Annotated in this window: 12 protein-coding genes; 6 read left to right on the top strand and 6 right to left on the bottom strand. The window is 63.2% G+C overall.

What is annotated here, in order from left to right:
* Positions 1-82 precede the first annotated feature (82 nt).
* Entirely contained in the window at positions 83-1039 is a 957-nt protein-coding gene (locus IFT65_RS13940; protein ID WP_188325535.1) for a TerC family protein, read from the top strand.
* A gap of 136 nt (positions 1040-1175) precedes the next feature.
* Positions 1176-1955 (top strand): rhomboid family intramembrane serine protease, encoded by a 780-nt coding sequence (locus tag IFT65_RS13945; RefSeq protein WP_192081938.1) that lies wholly within the window; start codon positions 1176-1178, stop codon positions 1953-1955.
* A 96-nt stretch (positions 1956-2051) separates the two neighbouring features.
* Here the strand turns inward: IFT65_RS13945 and IFT65_RS13950 are convergent, their stop codons facing one another.
* From IFT65_RS13950 to rpmH, 6 genes are all read right to left on the bottom strand, one after another.
* Entirely contained in the window at positions 2052-3143 is a 1092-nt protein-coding gene (locus IFT65_RS13950; RefSeq protein WP_192081939.1) for a glycerophosphodiester phosphodiesterase, read from the bottom strand.
* A gap of 67 nt (positions 3144-3210) precedes the next feature.
* Positions 3211-4260: a PDDEXK nuclease domain-containing protein gene (locus tag IFT65_RS13955; RefSeq protein WP_192081940.1), complete on the bottom strand. Its 1050-nt coding sequence runs from the start codon at positions 4258-4260 to the stop codon at positions 3211-3213.
* A gap of 192 nt (positions 4261-4452) precedes the next feature.
* Positions 4453-5799, bottom strand: coding sequence for a tRNA uridine-5-carboxymethylaminomethyl(34) synthesis GTPase MnmE (gene mnmE / locus IFT65_RS13960; protein ID WP_192081941.1), 1347 nt, complete (start codon positions 5797-5799; stop codon positions 4453-4455).
* Between the two features lie 75 nt (positions 5800-5874).
* On the bottom strand, positions 5875-7578 hold the full coding sequence (gene yidC, locus IFT65_RS13965) for a membrane protein insertase YidC (protein ID WP_188325540.1): 1704 nt from the start codon (positions 7576-7578) through the stop codon (positions 5875-5877).
* Entirely contained in the window at positions 7578-8072 is a 495-nt protein-coding gene (gene rnpA / locus IFT65_RS13970) for a ribonuclease P protein component (RefSeq protein ID WP_188325541.1), read from the bottom strand. Before rnpA ends, yidC begins: the two co-directional genes overlap by 1 nt.
* A 5-nt stretch (positions 8073-8077) precedes the next feature.
* A complete protein-coding gene (rpmH, locus tag IFT65_RS13975) occupies positions 8078-8218 on the bottom strand; it encodes a 50S ribosomal protein L34 (RefSeq protein ID WP_006404565.1) in 141 nt (46 codons plus the stop codon).
* Between the two features lie 254 nt (positions 8219-8472).
* On the opposite strand from rpmH, the gene dnaA reads away from it, so the two are divergent.
* The 4 genes from dnaA to gyrB all read left to right on the top strand — a co-directional run bounded on the left by dnaA (position 8473) and on the right by gyrB (position 15660).
* Positions 8473-9828, top strand: coding sequence for a chromosomal replication initiator protein DnaA (gene dnaA / locus IFT65_RS13980; protein ID WP_188325542.1), 1356 nt, complete (start codon positions 8473-8475; stop codon positions 9826-9828).
* Between the two features lie 275 nt (positions 9829-10103).
* A complete protein-coding gene (gene dnaN / locus IFT65_RS13985) occupies positions 10104-11204 on the top strand; it encodes a DNA polymerase III subunit beta (RefSeq protein WP_192081942.1) in 1101 nt (366 codons plus the stop codon).
* Positions 11205-11990: 786 nt separating this feature from the next.
* A complete protein-coding gene (gene recF / locus IFT65_RS13990) occupies positions 11991-13085 on the top strand; it encodes a DNA replication/repair protein RecF (protein ID WP_192081943.1) in 1095 nt (364 codons plus the stop codon).
* A gap of 109 nt (positions 13086-13194) precedes the next feature.
* Positions 13195-15660 carry a DNA topoisomerase (ATP-hydrolyzing) subunit B gene (gene gyrB, locus IFT65_RS13995; protein WP_192081944.1) on the top strand — a complete coding sequence of 822 codons (2466 nt, stop codon included), beginning with the start codon at positions 13195-13197 and terminating at the stop codon, positions 15658-15660.
* Positions 15661-15687: the final 27 nt, after the last annotated feature.

A 15687-nucleotide genomic window follows, 5' to 3' on the forward strand; every position in this document is an offset into this window, starting at 1 on the left:
GTCCCTGGATCCCCTCCCGATCCTCCGTTGCAGACCCTCGCCGTCCGGCTTGAGATGTTTCCTTTTCTTAACGGACAAACCCATGCAGACGATCGGCAATTTGTGGTTATGGCTTGGCTTCGGCGCGGTGGTGATCATCGCGCTGCTCGTCGACCTCGTATTGATGCGCCACGGCGGCCCGCACAAGGTCACCTTCAAGGAAGCCCTGTGGTGGTCGATCGGCTGGGTGCTGCTCGCCCTGGCCTTCAACGGCGGCCTTTGGTACTACCTCAATGAGACCGCGGGCCAAGTGGTGGCCAACAAGGTCGGCCTCGAGTTCCTGACCGGTTACCTGGTCGAAAAGGCGCTGGCAGTCGACAACATCTTCGTCTTCCTGATGATCATGGGCTACTTCGCGGTGCCCGAAGAACAGCGACAGAAGGTGCTGATCATCGGCATCCTGGGCGCGATCGTGCTGCGAACGATCATGATCTTCGCCGGTAGCGTGCTGATCACCCAGTTCCATTGGCTGCTCTACGTGTTCGGCGCCTTCCTGCTGTTCACGGGTTGGAAGATGTGGTTCTCTGCGGGCCAGGAGCCCGACCTGGAAAGCAATCCTGCCCTGCGCTGGATGCGCAAGCACCTGCGCCTGCTGCCGGACTATGCCGGCAACGCCATGAGCGTCATGCGTGACGGCAAGCGGTGGTACACCCCGTTGTTCGCGGTGCTGATCCTGATCGCGGTCACCGACGTCATCTTCGCGGTGGACAGCATCCCGGCGATCTTCGCCATCACCACCGACCCGTTCATCGTGCTCACCTCGAACGTGTTCGCGGTGCTGGGCCTGCGCGCGATGTTCTTCCTGCTGGCCGGCATGGCCGATCGCTTCCACCTGTTGCCGTACGGCTTGGCGCTGGTGCTGGGCTTCATCGGCATCAAGATGATGATCATTGACCTGTTCAAGATCCCGACCCCGATCTCGCTGGGCGTGGTCGCGCTGATCATCGCCATCACCGTGGTGCTGAGCCTGAAGATCCCGCCCAAGCACGACAAGGTGTGATCCCCCGCGTCGCCGGTCCTGCGGGGCCGGCAGCGCGCGCTGTTCTGACGGGTCGGCGGGGATTGTCCCGCCGGCCCGTTTTACTTTCCCACCCTGCCGGGGTTGGTTTCGCCCCGGCCACCGCCATTGCTTGGATATGAACGCCAACGCACCCGTGCCAGCCGGCAAGACCCCGGCCCCGCCTCCTGACCGCCTGCGCATCCTGCGCGCCTTCAACCTGAGCCTGGGAACGGTCGTGCTGCTGGTGGCGATCTTCGCCCTGCAGAGCTACTTCGATTGGCGGCCCTGGGCCGTCGCGCCACTCGACATCGCCGGCCTGCTGGGTCTGCTGGGTGCGCCGCTGCTGCACGGCTCTGTGGAACACGTGGCCGCCAACAGCGTGGCGCTGCTGATCCTGGGCACGCTGGCCGGCAGCGTGTACCCGAAGGCGACACTGCGCGCGCTGCCGCTGCTGTGGATCGGCTCGGGCATTGGCGCTTGGTTGCTGGGCGACCCCGGCAGCCTGCACTTGGGCGCAAGTGGCGTTACCCATGGCTTGATGTTCCTGCTGGCCAGCCTGGGCCTGCTGCGTCGCGACCGTGCCGCCATCGCCACCGGCCTGATCGGCATGCTGTTCTACGGCGGCATGTTGATGACGGTGCTGCCGCATACGCCGGGGGTGTCGTGGCAGTCGCACATGGGCGGAGCATTCGCCGGCATCATCGCGGCGTTGCTGTTCCGCCACAGCGACCCGATGGCCGTACGGCCACGCTACAGCTGGGAAGACGAAGAAGAGTCCATCGAAGCCCTGCCCGATGACGAACTGGAGCCCCCCTCACCGCGCCAGGTGCCGGTGCTGTGGCAGCCGCGCGAGGGGAAAGACTACGTGGTGCTGCCGTTCCGCCGCCCGGGCCAGGACGACGCGCGCCAGGACTGACCCTCCTCCTGGGGTAGCGCCGAGGCGTGCTCGCCGGGAGCTTTGCACGCGTTCCGATGGATTCCGCCGAGCGTGGCCCGGCGCTACTGTGCGACGTCAGGGGCCGTCGACGGCCTTACGGCCCAGTGCTGGATCATCGGTGAAGAACGCATCGATGCCGGTGGCCAGATAGGCCCGCATCTCCGCGACGGAGCCCTCGTTGTTGCGGGCGTTCGGCTCACCGGTGCGCAGATTCGCGGCAATGAACGAGTTCTCTGGCCGGAAGGTATAGGGGATCACCATCAGCCCCGCCGCGTGCGCGTCGCGCACCACTGCGGTCGGCGCACCCAGCGCGCCCTTTGCGTCCAACGGAATGATCGAGCGCAGTTCTGGACCAATGCCGTCGGCGTAGGTAGCGATCTCTTTCAGACCGGCCGGGGTCAGCATCTGCGCATAGGTCAGCGTGCCACCGGCCTTGGCGATGTCCGCGGGCTGCGCATCGCCTTTCCAGGTCAACTGCAGCAGACGGATGTTGCTGCCACGTCCGATTTTCCCGCGCAGGTAGCGCAGGTTGGCGGTCTCGAACGACTGCAGCGTGACCGGCCCTACCTTGGTGTAGGGGTTGGCCTGCAGCGCAGCCAGCACCTTGTCCTCCATCGGCAGGCCGATGGACTGGAAGTAGCTGGGGTGCTTGATCTCCGGCACCAGGCCGATGCCCTTGTTCGCGCGCCCGGCCTGCTGCACCAGGAAGGCCAGGATCTCGTCGAAGGTGGCGATGCGGAACTGACCATCGAACGCGGTGCTGCGCAGGGCCGGCAGGCGCTCGCGCACGTACAGCGTCTTCAACTCGGCCAGGGTGAAGTCCTCGCTGAACCAGCCATCCACCTGCTGGCCATCGATCGTCTTGCTGGTGCGGCGGTCAGCGAACTCTTTGCGCGACGCGACGTCGGTCGTACCGCCGATCTCGTTCTCGTGGCGCGCCACCAGCACACCGTCCTTGGTCATGACCAGGTCGGGCTCTATGTAGTCGGCGCCATCGCTGATGGCCTGCGCATACGCGGCCAACGTGTGCTCGGGCAGCAAGGCACTGGCCCCGCGGTGGGCATAGACAGATGCCTTGCCCGGTGCAGCTGAAGAAGTTTCGGCGCTCATGGCCACCGATGGTGCCACGGCCAGCGAGAGCAGCAACGCACAACCCCACGACTTCACAGACGTTCCCCTTGGATGATGAATGCGGCGAGTATGCGTCGGCAATATGACAGGGGGAGGTAGCGCGTCACCCGACTTTGGTCGGACCGTCTGCAAGCTCTTTCTCTATCTGTTCGATGCTGGGGAGGCGTGTCTGCAGCGGTTCGGGCAGCGGGCCCAGCACCTTGTATTCGGCCACACCCATCGGTTGCACGTTCTCACTCAAAGCGTACTCCGCCACGACTTTATTGCGCTCCTTGCACAACAGCAATCCGAGGGTCGGATTGTCATCGGCCCGCTTTTTCTGCTGGTTCACGGCCGTCAGATAGAAGCCCAGCTGCCCCAGATGCTCGGGTTTGAACTTGCCCGCCTTCAGCTCTACGACGACATAGCAGCGAAGGTGCAGGTGGTAAAACAGTAGATCGATGAAGAACTCTTCCCCCGCCACTTCGATGAGCACCTGCCTGCCTACGAATGCGAAGCCGGCACCCAGTTCCAGGAGAAAATCAGTGGCGTGCCGGACCAGGCCGTCTTCCAACTCGCGCTCGCTGGCCTCGCGTCCTACCGCGAGAAAGTCGAATCGATAGGGGTCTTTGAGTGTTTCGCGGGCGAGGTCTGAATGCGCCTTGGGAAGGCGCAGCTCGAAATTGGTGACGGCAGAGCCGGTGCGTTCGAGCAGTTTTCCTTCTATGTTCAGCACCAGCACGCTCCGCGACCAGTTGTGCTGTATGGCCTGGTTCGCGTACCAGATGCGTTCCGAAGACGTCGATAGCTTGTCCAGCAACATGAGTTGATGGCCCCAAGGCAATTGTGCAACCACCTGTTGCACAAATGCAGGGTCCGGCCATGCCTCGGCAAAGGCACGCATGTATTTCAGGTTTCGCGGCGAGAAGCCCTTTGCCTGCGGAAAGGCCAGGCGAAGGTCATGGCCAAGACGGTCAATGACTTTGCTACCCCATCCCTGCCCGGACTGGCGGACCAGGATGTCCCGTCCCATCTCCCAGTAGAGCAGGACGAGCTCACGGTTGACGGCCAGCGCGGCGCGTTGCTGGGCAGAGTCGATGCGGTGTTTCAGCTCCTCCAGCCAATCGGCATAGCCTTCTGGCGGGGCAATGAGGGAAACGGGATATAGGGTCATGGGCAGGCTTCCGGCGGTCACACCAGCGTGTGATGCGAGGAAAGAGCAGACCATGCGGCTATCTTCAACTGATCATCGTTCTTACTGAAGATTGCGGACGAATTCCTGTCGTCCGCTTATCGTCGGGTGTCGTGGTGCCGTTGGAAGGCAGCCGACTGAAGTCGGCTCTACCAGGTGGCTCAACCTGGCGGCCTACTTGCCGATGCAGAAGCTGGAGAAGATGCGGCCCAGCAGATCGTCCGCGCTCATCGCGCCGGTGATCTCGCCCAGGGCGTCGTGTGCCAGACGCAGCTCTTCTGCCGCCAGTTCCAGATGCTCGTGTGCCAGCTCGCCATCGGCCTGCAGCGCATGTTCCTGCGCGCGCTCGATGGCATCGACATGGCGGGTACGCGCGGAGAACTCGCCGTCCACCTGTTCGCCCGCACCGGCGCTGGCGATCGAACGCAGTCGTGCGTGCAGCTCGTCCAGACCGGCACCGGTGGCCGCTGAAACGAAGACGCGGTCCGCGTCGTTGCTGCCAGAACCCGGCGGCAACAGATCGGACTTGTTATGGATGTAGACCTTGTGCGGCACGCCTTGCAACGACGCACCGATGGCCGCTTCGCCCGCGGCGGGATCGCGCGCGTCCAGCACGATCAACGCAAGATCGGTGCGTTCGATTTCGGCGCGTGCGCGTCGCATGCCTTCACGCTCGATCGCATCGCCGCCATCGCGCAGGCCAGCCGTATCGACCAACGTGAGCTCCAGCCCGTCCAGGCGGATCGTCTCGCGCAGGGTGTCGCGGGTGGTGCCGGCAATGTCGGTGACAATCGCCCGTTCGCTACCGGCCAGCGCGTTGAGCAGCGAGCTCTTGCCGGCATTCGGCGGGCCGATCAGCACCGCATGCAGGCCGTCGCGCAGGCGGCGCCCACGTTCGGCATCGCGGCGCAGCAGCGACAGCGTTTCACGTGCCTGCAGCAGGCCACGCCGCACCTGCTCACCGCCCAGCGTATCCAGCGGTTCGTCGGCAAAATCAATGGCCGCCTCCACATGGATGCGCAGCCTCACCAACTGCTCGGCCACCTCATCTACGCGGCGCGAAAACACGCCATCCAGGGAACGGCGCGCGGCGCGCGCGGCACGATGGTCGCCGGCCGCGATCAGGTCGGCGATGGCTTCGGCCTGGGCCAGGTCCAGCTTGCCGTTCAAGAACGCGCGTTCGCTGAACTCGCCCGGTCGCGCCTGGCGCGCACCGAGTGCGATGCAACGTGCAACCAGTTGCTGCAGCACCACGGGGCTGCCATGTCCCTGCAGTTCCACCACTTCTTCGCCGGTGAAGCTGTTCGGTGCAGGGAACCACAGCACGATGCCATCGTCGATCACGTCGTTGTGCGCATCGCGCAGGCGCGCGTAGTGCGCATGGCGCGGCCGCAGCACCGGCGCGCCGAGCAGGTGGGCGATGGTCGCCGAGCGCGGCCCGGAAAGGCGCAGCATGCCCACGCCGCCGGCACCGGCAGCGGTGGCGATGGCAACGATGGTGTCGGTTGCAGTGGTATCCATGGCGTGCATTGTGCGGCGTTGCTTCACGGGGAGCCAGAAGCAGGAAACCCGCCTTTCGGCGGGTTCCTGTGTGGCTTACTTCTTGGTCGCGACGGCGGGGACCGGGTCGCCGCCATGGCGCTTGGTCATCCACCACTGCTGCAGCAGGCCCAGGCCACCGTTGACCACCCAGTACAGCACCAGGCCGGACGGCATGAAGGCCATCATGACGCCGAACACGATCGGCATCATCTGCATCATCTTCTGCTGCATCGGGTCCATGCCCGGTGCCGGCGTCAGCTTCTGCGTCGCCCACATCACCGCCACGTTGATCACCGGCAGGATGAAGTACGGGTCACGCGCGGTCAGGTCCTGGATCCAGCCCAGCCAAGGGGCCTGGCGCAGTTCCACCGATTCGACCAGCACCCAGTACAGCGCGAAGAAGATCGGCATCTGGATGAGGATCGGCAGGCAACCGCCCATCGGGTTGATCTTTTCCTTCTTGTACAGCTCCATCATCGCGGTCTGGAACTTCTGGCGGTCATCGCCGTAGCGTTCCTTCAACTGCGCGATGCGCGGCTGGAAGCGACGCATTTTCGCACCGCTCTTGTACTGCACCGCCGACAACGGATACAGCACCATCTTCAGCAGCACCACCAGGCCGACAATCGCCCAGCCCCAGTTGTTGACCAGCTTGTGCACCTGGTTCAACACCCAGAACAGGCCCTGGCCGATCACGGCCATCAGCGAGAAGCGGCTGTAATCGACGACACGGTCCAGGCCGGGCACGTCTTCCTTGGCGATCTGGCTGACCAGCTTCGGGCCGACCCACAGACGTGCTTCGCTGCTGACCTGCTGGCCAGGTGCGACGTTGAAGGCCGGGCCGCGGGCTTCGATCTGGTCACGACCGTCATGCTGGGACAGCACGTAGTGGGCGACCTGATCCTTCTGCGGGATCCACGCGGTGAAGAAGTGGTGCTGCAGCATCGCCAGCCAGCCGCCGGTGATGTTCTGGTTCAGCGCGCCATCGTCCAGGTAATCCTTGAACGCACGACGCTGGTACTTCTTGTCGTTGTCGTACCAGGTGGCACCGTTGAAGCTGAAGGAGTCCGGGTTGGTCATGCTGCGCGACAGGATGGTCGGGCTGCGGTCCAGCGTCCGGTAGACATAGCCGCTCCACGGCGCCGCGCCATTGTTGCGGACCACGTCCTTCACCTGCACGGCGTAATGGTTCCGCGACAGGGTCAGGGTGCGGTCGATGACCACGCCATTCGGGCCATTCCAGACAAACGGGACCTGCAGCTCGTTCTGGCCGTCGGCCAGCACGAAGTCGCGCTGCTCGCCCACCAGCTTGAAGCCTTCTGCGCCCGGCACCGGCACGCTCTTGTCTTCGCTGGCCCAGCCACTGACGGCGCTGTACGGGTGAACGGCATCTTCGGTCAGCAGCCGCACCGGCGGGCTGTTGTCGTCCTTGGTCTGCGGGAACTGCAGCAGCTCGGCATCCAGTACGCGGCCACCATCCAGCACCAGACGCAGGACGTCGGTGGTGATGGTGATGCGCTGGCTGGCCGGCGCGGCCGTGGCCTGTGCCGTGGCTGCAGCCGGGGCACCATTGGCGCCGGGGACCTGCGCGCCGGGCACGCCGCCCGGGGTGGTGCCCGGCACAGCCTGCTGGGTTGCCGGGGCCGACGTCGTGGCGGCGGTGACCGGCGGGGCAGCCTTTTCACGGCCCCACTCCATCCACAGCAGCACGGCTACCATCAGCCAGGCAAAAATCAGGAAAATACGGGTCTGGTTCATCAGCGGACAGGCTCTGCGTTGCCGGGACGTGGTGCCGGCTCATTCGAAGAAGGCGATGCGACGCCGTCGGGAGGCGGCATTGTGCCGTCCAGGACCGGAGCGGGCAATGCACCAAGGCGACGCAACAGGCGCAGGAAGGCCTGACGGATCTCGTCGTTGCTGGCTGCGCGCGCCGCACTGCGGGCCACGACGACAACATCGCCTGGCTGCAGGTCGGCACGGCAATGACGCATGGCGTCGCGCAGGACGCGCTTGATCCGGTTACGCCCTACGGCGTGCGGATCCACCTTGCGTGAAACGGCCAGACCCATTCTGGCCGGCCGGTCTCCCGGCAGCCAGTGAAGGGTCATCAGCGGTTCGGACACCCGGCGGGCGCCGTTGAAGACCGTAGAATATTCGGCACGCGTGCGAACACGCGCAGAGCGAGGGAATCGCTTGCGCGGGTCGGCATTACTCACTATCGGAAGGATTGCGTCTGCCGCGGGAAGCGGCATGGCAATCAGGCGCTCAGGACTTTGCGGCCCTTGGCGCGGCGACGCGACAGGATCTTGCGGCCGTCTGCGGTCTTCATACGGGCACGAAAACCGTGGTCGCGCTTACGCTTGAGGTTGCTGGGCTGGAAAGTGCGCTTGGTGGCCATGTTGGGCCTCTCGTATGAAATGGACGGAAAGAACCGGCAATTCTGGAGGTCATACCCCCCTCAAGTCAAGCCCTTGTGACTACGTTATTTCATGGGGCTGTGCAATAGCTGTGGATGATTTTGTGAATAACTGGGGGACAACCATTCCAGAGCCTGCCGCGCGGTGGTAGTCTGAGTCATCCTTTTCCCCCTTTCCGGCCAGTCGGGACGGTGCTTTCCTGCGCCCTCCCCCCGGCCCAAGATGATTATTGCCGATGGATGCCTGGTCCCGTTGTCTCGAACGCCTTGAGGCGGAATTCCCGCCCGAGGATGTTCACACCTGGCTGAAGCCGCTGCAGGCCGATCTGCGCGCTGACGCCTTGATCCTCTTCGCTCCGAATGCCTTCATCGTGGACCAGGTACGCGCCCTGTACCTGCCACGCATCCGCGAGCTGCTGACCCATTTCGCAGGGTTTGGCGACGTTTTTCTTGAAATCGGCTCGCGTCCGCGGCCAATGGAGACGCAGATCGCGCCGAATCCGGGGCTGTTCACGGGCGGTGCCTCGCCCGCTGCCCCACCGCTGGCCAGTGAGCCGGTGGTGCCGTTCGCCGGCAACATGGATTCGCACTACACCTTCGCCAATTTCGTCGAAGGCCGGAGCAACCAGCTGGGTCTGGCCGCCGCTTTCCAGGCCGCGCAGAAGCCGGGTGACCGTGCGCACAATCCGCTCCTGTTGTACGGCGGCACCGGTCTGGGCAAGACCCACCTGATGTTTGCCGCCGGCAATGCGATGCGCGAAGCCAATCCGCATGCCAAGGTGCTCTACCTGCGCTCGGAACAGTTCTTCAGCGCGATGATCCGGGCCCTGCAGGAAAAGACCATGGATCAGTTCAAGCGCCAGTTCCAGCAGGTGGACGCGCTGTTGATCGATGACATCCAGTTCTTTGCCGGCAAAGACCGGACGCAGGAAGAATTCTTCCATACGTTCAACGCGCTCTTCGACGGCAAGCAGCAGATCATCCTGACCTGCGATCGGTATCCGCGCGAAGTCGAGGGCCTGGAAGCGCGCCTGAAGTCGCGGCTTGCCTGGGGCCTGTCGGTCGCCATCGAGCCGCCGGACTTCGAAACGCGCGCGGCGATCGTGCTGGCCAAGGCACGCGAGCGCGGTACTGAAATCCCCGACGATGTTGCGTTCCTGATTGCCAAGAAGATGCGCTCCAATGTGCGCGACCTCGAGGGCGCGCTGAATACCCTCACCGCCCGGGCCAATTTCACTGGCCGTGCGATCACCACCGACTTCGCCCAGGAAACCCTGCGCGACCTGCTTCGGGCCCAGCAGCAGGCCATCAGCATTCCCAACATCCAGAAAACCGTCGCCGATTACTACGGGCTGCAGATCAAGGATCTGCTGTCCAAGCGGCGGACCCGTTCACTGGCCCGGCCACGCCAGGTGGCGATGGCGCTGACCAAGGAACTGACCGAGCACAGCTTGCCCGAGATCGGCGACGCCTTCGCCGGACGTGACCACACCACGGTGCTGCATGGCTGCCGCCAGATCCGGACGTTGATGGAAACCGACGGCAAGCTGCGGGAAGACTGGGACAAGCTGATCCGCAAGCTGAGCGAATAATGCACGGACGCCATTGAGGCGTCATCGCACAAAACGGTGCAGAATCCGGGGGCAAGCGTGGGGCATGTTGTGGATAAAAAGCCTGTTGTAGACGCCTCGGATTTTATCCACAGCTTTCCCCACCCCTTGAGGGGCGGTATTCCAGAGGGTTTCGAGCATGAAATATTGTTTGGAAACAAATACTTAGATGTGTTTTCCCTGAATTCTGGCTCTACCATCACCACCAAGCTTTTGATTTATTCCACATCTTTTAAAGCATAGGGGCACGGAACCACATGCGTTTCACACTGCAGCGCGAAGCCTTTCTCAAGCCGTTGGCACAGGTCGTCAACGTGGTCGAACGCCGCCAGACCCTGCCGGTTCTGGCAAATTTCCTCGTCCAGGTCAAAGACGGGCAGCTTTCGCTGACCGGTACGGATCTGGAAGTTGAAATGGTGTCGCGGATCGCGGTTGAAGATGCTCAGGACGGCGAGACAACCATTCCGGCCCGTAAGTTGTTCGAGATCATCCGCGCCCTGCCTGACGGCAGCCGGATCACGGTCTCGCAGACCGGCGACAAGATCACCGTGCAGGCCGGCCGCAGCCGGTTCACGCTCGCTACCCTGCCCGCCAATGATTTCCCGTCGGTCGACGAGGTCGAGGCCACCGAGCGTGTGGTGATCGGCGAAGCCACGCTGAAGGAGCTGATCGAGCGCACCGCGTTTGCGATGGCCCAGCAGGACGTGCGGTATTACCTCAACGGTCTGCTGTTTGACCTGCGTGGCGATACGCTTCGCACGGTGGCCACTGACGGACACCGTCTGGCCCTGTGCGAGACCGACCTGGCCAAGCCTAGCGGTTCCAAGCGCCAGATCATCGTGCCGCGCAAGGGCGTCACCGAGCTTCAGCGTCTGCTGGAAAGCGGTGATCGCGAGATCGAGCTGGAAGTGGGCCGCAGCCATGTCCGCGTCAAGCGCGACGATGTCACCTTCACTTCGAAGCTGATCGACGGCCGGTTCCCGGATTACGAGGCCGTGATTCCGATTGGCGCCGACCGTGAGGTCAAAGTGGACCGCGAAGCACTGCGCGCCTCTCTGCAGCGTGCGGCGATCCTGTCCAACGAGAAGTACCGCGGCATCCGCGTCGAAGTCTCGCCGGGCAATTTGAAGATCAGCGCGCACAACCCGGAACAAGAAGAAGCCCAGGAAGAAATCGAAGCCGAGACCACGGTCTCCGATCTGGCGATCGGGTTCAACGTGAATTACGTGCTGGATGCCCTGTCAGCGCTGCGCGACGAGTTCATCATCGTGCAGCTGCGTGATTCGAACTCCTCCGCACTGGTCCGCGAAGCCAGCAGCGAGAAGTCTCGCCACGTGGTGATGCCGCTGCGTCTCTGACATCCGGTTCCACGTGGAACAAGAAGCGCCCGACATGTTCGGGCGTTTTTTTTTGTTCCACGTGGATCATCCGTAGCGGGTGCAACGTCGTGCCACTGAATCGCCCGATGGACCGATGGGGTCTTCGGTGCGGTGTTTGTTGGCCCGCCGTTCGTCAGCTGCCCTGGTGCGGCGGGCCAGATCACGATGGTTTGCCATGTCCGTCGCACTTCCCTGTTTTCGATTATCCACATCCCGGTGGGACCCGATCGGAGGGGCTGCCAAGCTTTTAAATCTGGGTATAAATCTAAAGCATGGTGGTGATGGTAGGGCCAGATTTCATGTATAACTGGCCTATCTGTATGATTTATATACGTTTATTAGCCTTGAAACCCCCCTTCCAAGTGGGGGGTGGGCTGGGGGAATACCTGTGGATAGATTTCGAGCCTTGGTAAAACCGCTTTTTTATCCACAGCTTGCGCAGAGGTTGTGTATAAGTAATCCCAAGGGTTTCAAGACGGCTCCGGCTACGCCGTGAATTTCTTGAAATCTGATGGGGCGTGCGGGTTGGGACCCAGCAGAATTCAAGTATTCGACGCCTTTCACGTGGAACCGCGACCCGCGAAGGGCGCAGATTCTTGAAATCTGACGGTTGGCGCGACCAGCGAGACCACAGAACGCAGCGGATTTGAGCCAATTGAGCTGCATCGCTGCCCGATCTCCGTGGCCAGTCGATGCCCTTGACCGATGCAGTAAGCTGGTAGATCGCTCACCCTCCCGCGCCGTCGATTCCGGCAACCTCCCTTCATGCAGATCCGCCGCCTTTCCCTTCAGCACGTACGTCGATTCGAGTCGGCAGACCTGTTGCCACAGCCGGGTATCAACCTGCTGACGGGCGACAACGGCGCCGGAAAGACCAGCGTGCTCGAAGCGCTGCACCTGATGGCCTACGGGCGCAGCTTCCGCGGCCGCGTGCGGGACGGTTTGATCCGTCAAGGCCAGGAATCGTTGGACGTTTTCGTGGAATGGGACGAATCCAACGCCGAAGGCAGGGAAATCCGGCGTCGCGCGGGTCTTCGTCATTCTGGACAGGACTGGAAAGGCCGGCTGGACGGAGAAGATGTCGCGCAGCTGGGAAACCTGTGCGCAGCCTTGGCCGTGGTGACCTTTGAGCCCGGCAGCCACGCACTGGTGAGCGGGGGCGGCGAGCCCAGGCGTCGATTCCTGGATTGGGGTCTGTTCCACGTGGAACCAGACTTTCTCTCCCTGTGGCGGCGCTACTCCCGGGCGCTGAAACAGCGCAATGCCCTGCTGAAGCAAGGGGGAGCGCCGCGAATGCTGGATACATGGGATCATGAGCTCTCGGAGGCGGGTGAACCGCTGACCAGCCGGCGTCTTCATTACCTGGAGCGCCTGCAGTCCCGAGCCGTGGAACTGGCCGCCGAACTGGCGCCACAACTGGATGTGCAGTCAATGACGCTCAGCCCTGGCTGGCGCCGCCACGAGGTGTCCCTCGCCGATGCGTTGCTGCTTGCGCGCGAACGAGACCGGCAGGCGGGCTATACCTCGGTGGGACCGCACCGTGCGGATTGGACGGTTGGCTTCGGCAGCATTCCGGGGCGCGACGCACTGTCGCGTGGACAGGCCAAGCTGACTGCCCTCACCTGCCTGTTGGCCCAAGCCGAAGACTACGCCGTGCAACGCAAGCACTGGCCGGTGATTGCACTGGATGACCTGGGATCAGAGTTGGATCGCAACCATCAAGGCCGGGTGCTGGACCGACTGCTGGCTGGCCCGGCGCAGATATTCATTACCGCCACCGAAACCCCATCACCACTGCTGGATCGTACCGACATCGCGCGGTTCCACGTGGAACATGGCCAAGTGACCGGTGTGCCATAGTGGTCCACGGGGTAGACCTGCCCGGCTGGTATAATTCAGGTTGTATCACCCCCTCTTTCTCGGCGCGCCATTCGTTGGCGCCCGACCTGCGGAGCCTACGGCGAGCGCAATGACCGACGAACAGAACACCCCTGCACCTGCAAACAGCGGCACCTACGACGCCAACAGCATCACCGCGCTGGAGGGCCTGGAGGCCGTCCGCAAGCGTCCCGGCATGTACATCGGTGACGTACACGATGGCACCGGCCTGCACCACATGGTGTTCGAAGTCGTCGACAACTCCATCGATGAGGCGCTCGCGGGCCATGCCGACCACGTTTCGGTCACGATCCACGCAGACGGGTCTGTGGGCGTGACGGATAACGGCCGTGGCATCCCGACCGGCAAGCACGAGCAGATGAGCAGGAAGCTGGATCGCGAGGTCTCGGCAGCCGAGGTCGTGATGACGGTCCTGCACGCAGGCGGCAAGTTCGACGACAACAGCTACAAAGTCTCCGGCGGCCTGCACGGCGTGGGCGTCAGCGTGGTCAATGCGCTGTCGCAGAAGCTGACGCTGGACATCTATCAGGGCGGTTTCCATTACCACCAGGAATACGCCGACGGTGCGGCCGTGATGCCGCTGAAGCAGGTTGAGGCCAGCACAAAGCGCGGCACCACCCTTCGATTCTGGCCCTCGACCAAAGCATTCCACGACAACGTCGAGTTCCACTACGACATCCTCGCCCGTCGTCTGCGCGAGCTCTCGTTCCTCAACTCCGGCGTCAAGATCGTGCTGATCGACCAGCGCGGAGAAGGTCGTCGCGATGATTTCCACTACGAAGGCGGCATCGCCAGCTTCGTGGAGCATCTTGCCCAGCTGAAGACCCCGCTGCATCCGAACGTGATCTCGGTCGTGGGCGAGCACAGCGGTATCACCGTGGAAGTGGCGTTGCAGTGGACCGATTCCTACCAGGAAACGATGTACTGCTTCACAAACAACATTCCGCAGAAGGATGGCGGCACGCACTTGGCCGGCTTCCGCGGCGCGCTGACCCGCGTGCTGAACAACTACATCGAACAGAATGGCATTGCCAAACAGGCCAAGATCAACCTGACCGGCGATGACATGCGCGAAGGCATGATCGCCGTGCTGTCGGTCAAGGTGCCGGATCCCAGCTTCTCCAGCCAGACCAAGGAAAAGCTGGTCAGCTCGGATGTCCGTCCGGCGGTGGAAAACGCATTCGGCCAGCGCCTGGAAGCGTTCCTGCAGGAAAATCCGAACGAAGCCAAGGCGATCGCCGGCAAGATCGTCGATGCGGCCCGTGCGCGTGAAGCGGCGCGCAAGGCACGCGATCTGACCCGCCGCAAGGGCGCGCTGGATATTGCCGGCCTGCCCGGCAAGCTGGCCGATTGCCAGGAAAAGGATCCAGCGCTGTCGGAATTGTTCATCGTCGAGGGTGACTCGGCAGGTGGCTCCGCCAAGCAGGGACGCAACCGCAAGAACCAGGCCGTGCTGCCGCTGCGCGGCAAGATCCTCAACGTGGAGCGTGCCCGTTTCGACCGCATGCTGGCCTCGGACCAGGTGGGCACGCTGATCACCGCGCTGGGCACGGGCATCGGCCGGGACGAATACAACCCGGACAAGCTGCGTTACCACAAGATCATCATCATGACCGACGCCGACGTCGACGGTGCGCACATCCGTACGCTGCTGTTGACGTTCTTCTACCGGCAGATGCCGGAGCTGATCGAGCGCGGTTACGTCTACATCGGCCTGCCGCCGCTGTACAAGATCAAACAGGGCAAGACCGAGCTCTACCTCAAGGACGATCCGGCGCTGGATGCGTATCTGGCGAGCAGCGCGGTGGAAAATGCCACGCTGGTTCCGGCCAGCGGCGAGCACGGCATCGAAGGCGTCGCGCTGGAAAAGCTGCTGCTCAGCTACGCCGGCGCGCTGGACTCGATCTCGCGTAACGCCCACCGCTATGACCGTCAGCTGCTTGCCGCGCTGGTCGACTTCATTCCGATGGATCTGGAACACCTGCGCAATGCATCGCCCGAAGAAGGCCTGGATGCGCTGGCAGCACGCCTCAACCAGGGCAGCCTCGGTTCGGCGCGTTTCACTCTGGAACTGCAGGAACCCAACGATCAGCGCCCCGCTGCCGTGTTGGTGACGCGCCGCCATATGGGCGAAGTGCACATCCAGGTGCTGCCGCTGGCCGCGTTCGACGGTGGCGAGCTGCGCGCGATCTACCAGGCGGCATCGCTGCTGCACGGTCTGGTGCGCGAGGGCGCTGTCATCTCTCGCGGCGCCAAGTCGATCGAAGTGACCTCGTTTGCGCAGGCCCAGGCCTGGTTGCTCGATGAAGCCAAGCGCGGTCGCCAGATCCAGCGATTCAAGGGTCTGGGTGAAATGAATCCGGAACAGCTGTGGGATACCACGGTGAACCCGGATACGCGTCGTCTGCTGCAGGTCCGCATCGAAGATGCGGTGGCGGCTGACCAGATCTTCAGCACCTTGATGGGCGATGTGGTCGAGCCGCGCCGCGACTTCATCGAGGACAATGCGCTGAAAGTGCACAACCTGGATATCTGACACAATCCGAAGAGATCGCCCCGTGCA

Origin of the sequence: Stenotrophomonas sp. CFBP 13725 (assembly GCF_014841935.1) — a bacterium.
Classification (GTDB): domain Bacteria; phylum Pseudomonadota; class Gammaproteobacteria; order Xanthomonadales; family Xanthomonadaceae; genus Stenotrophomonas.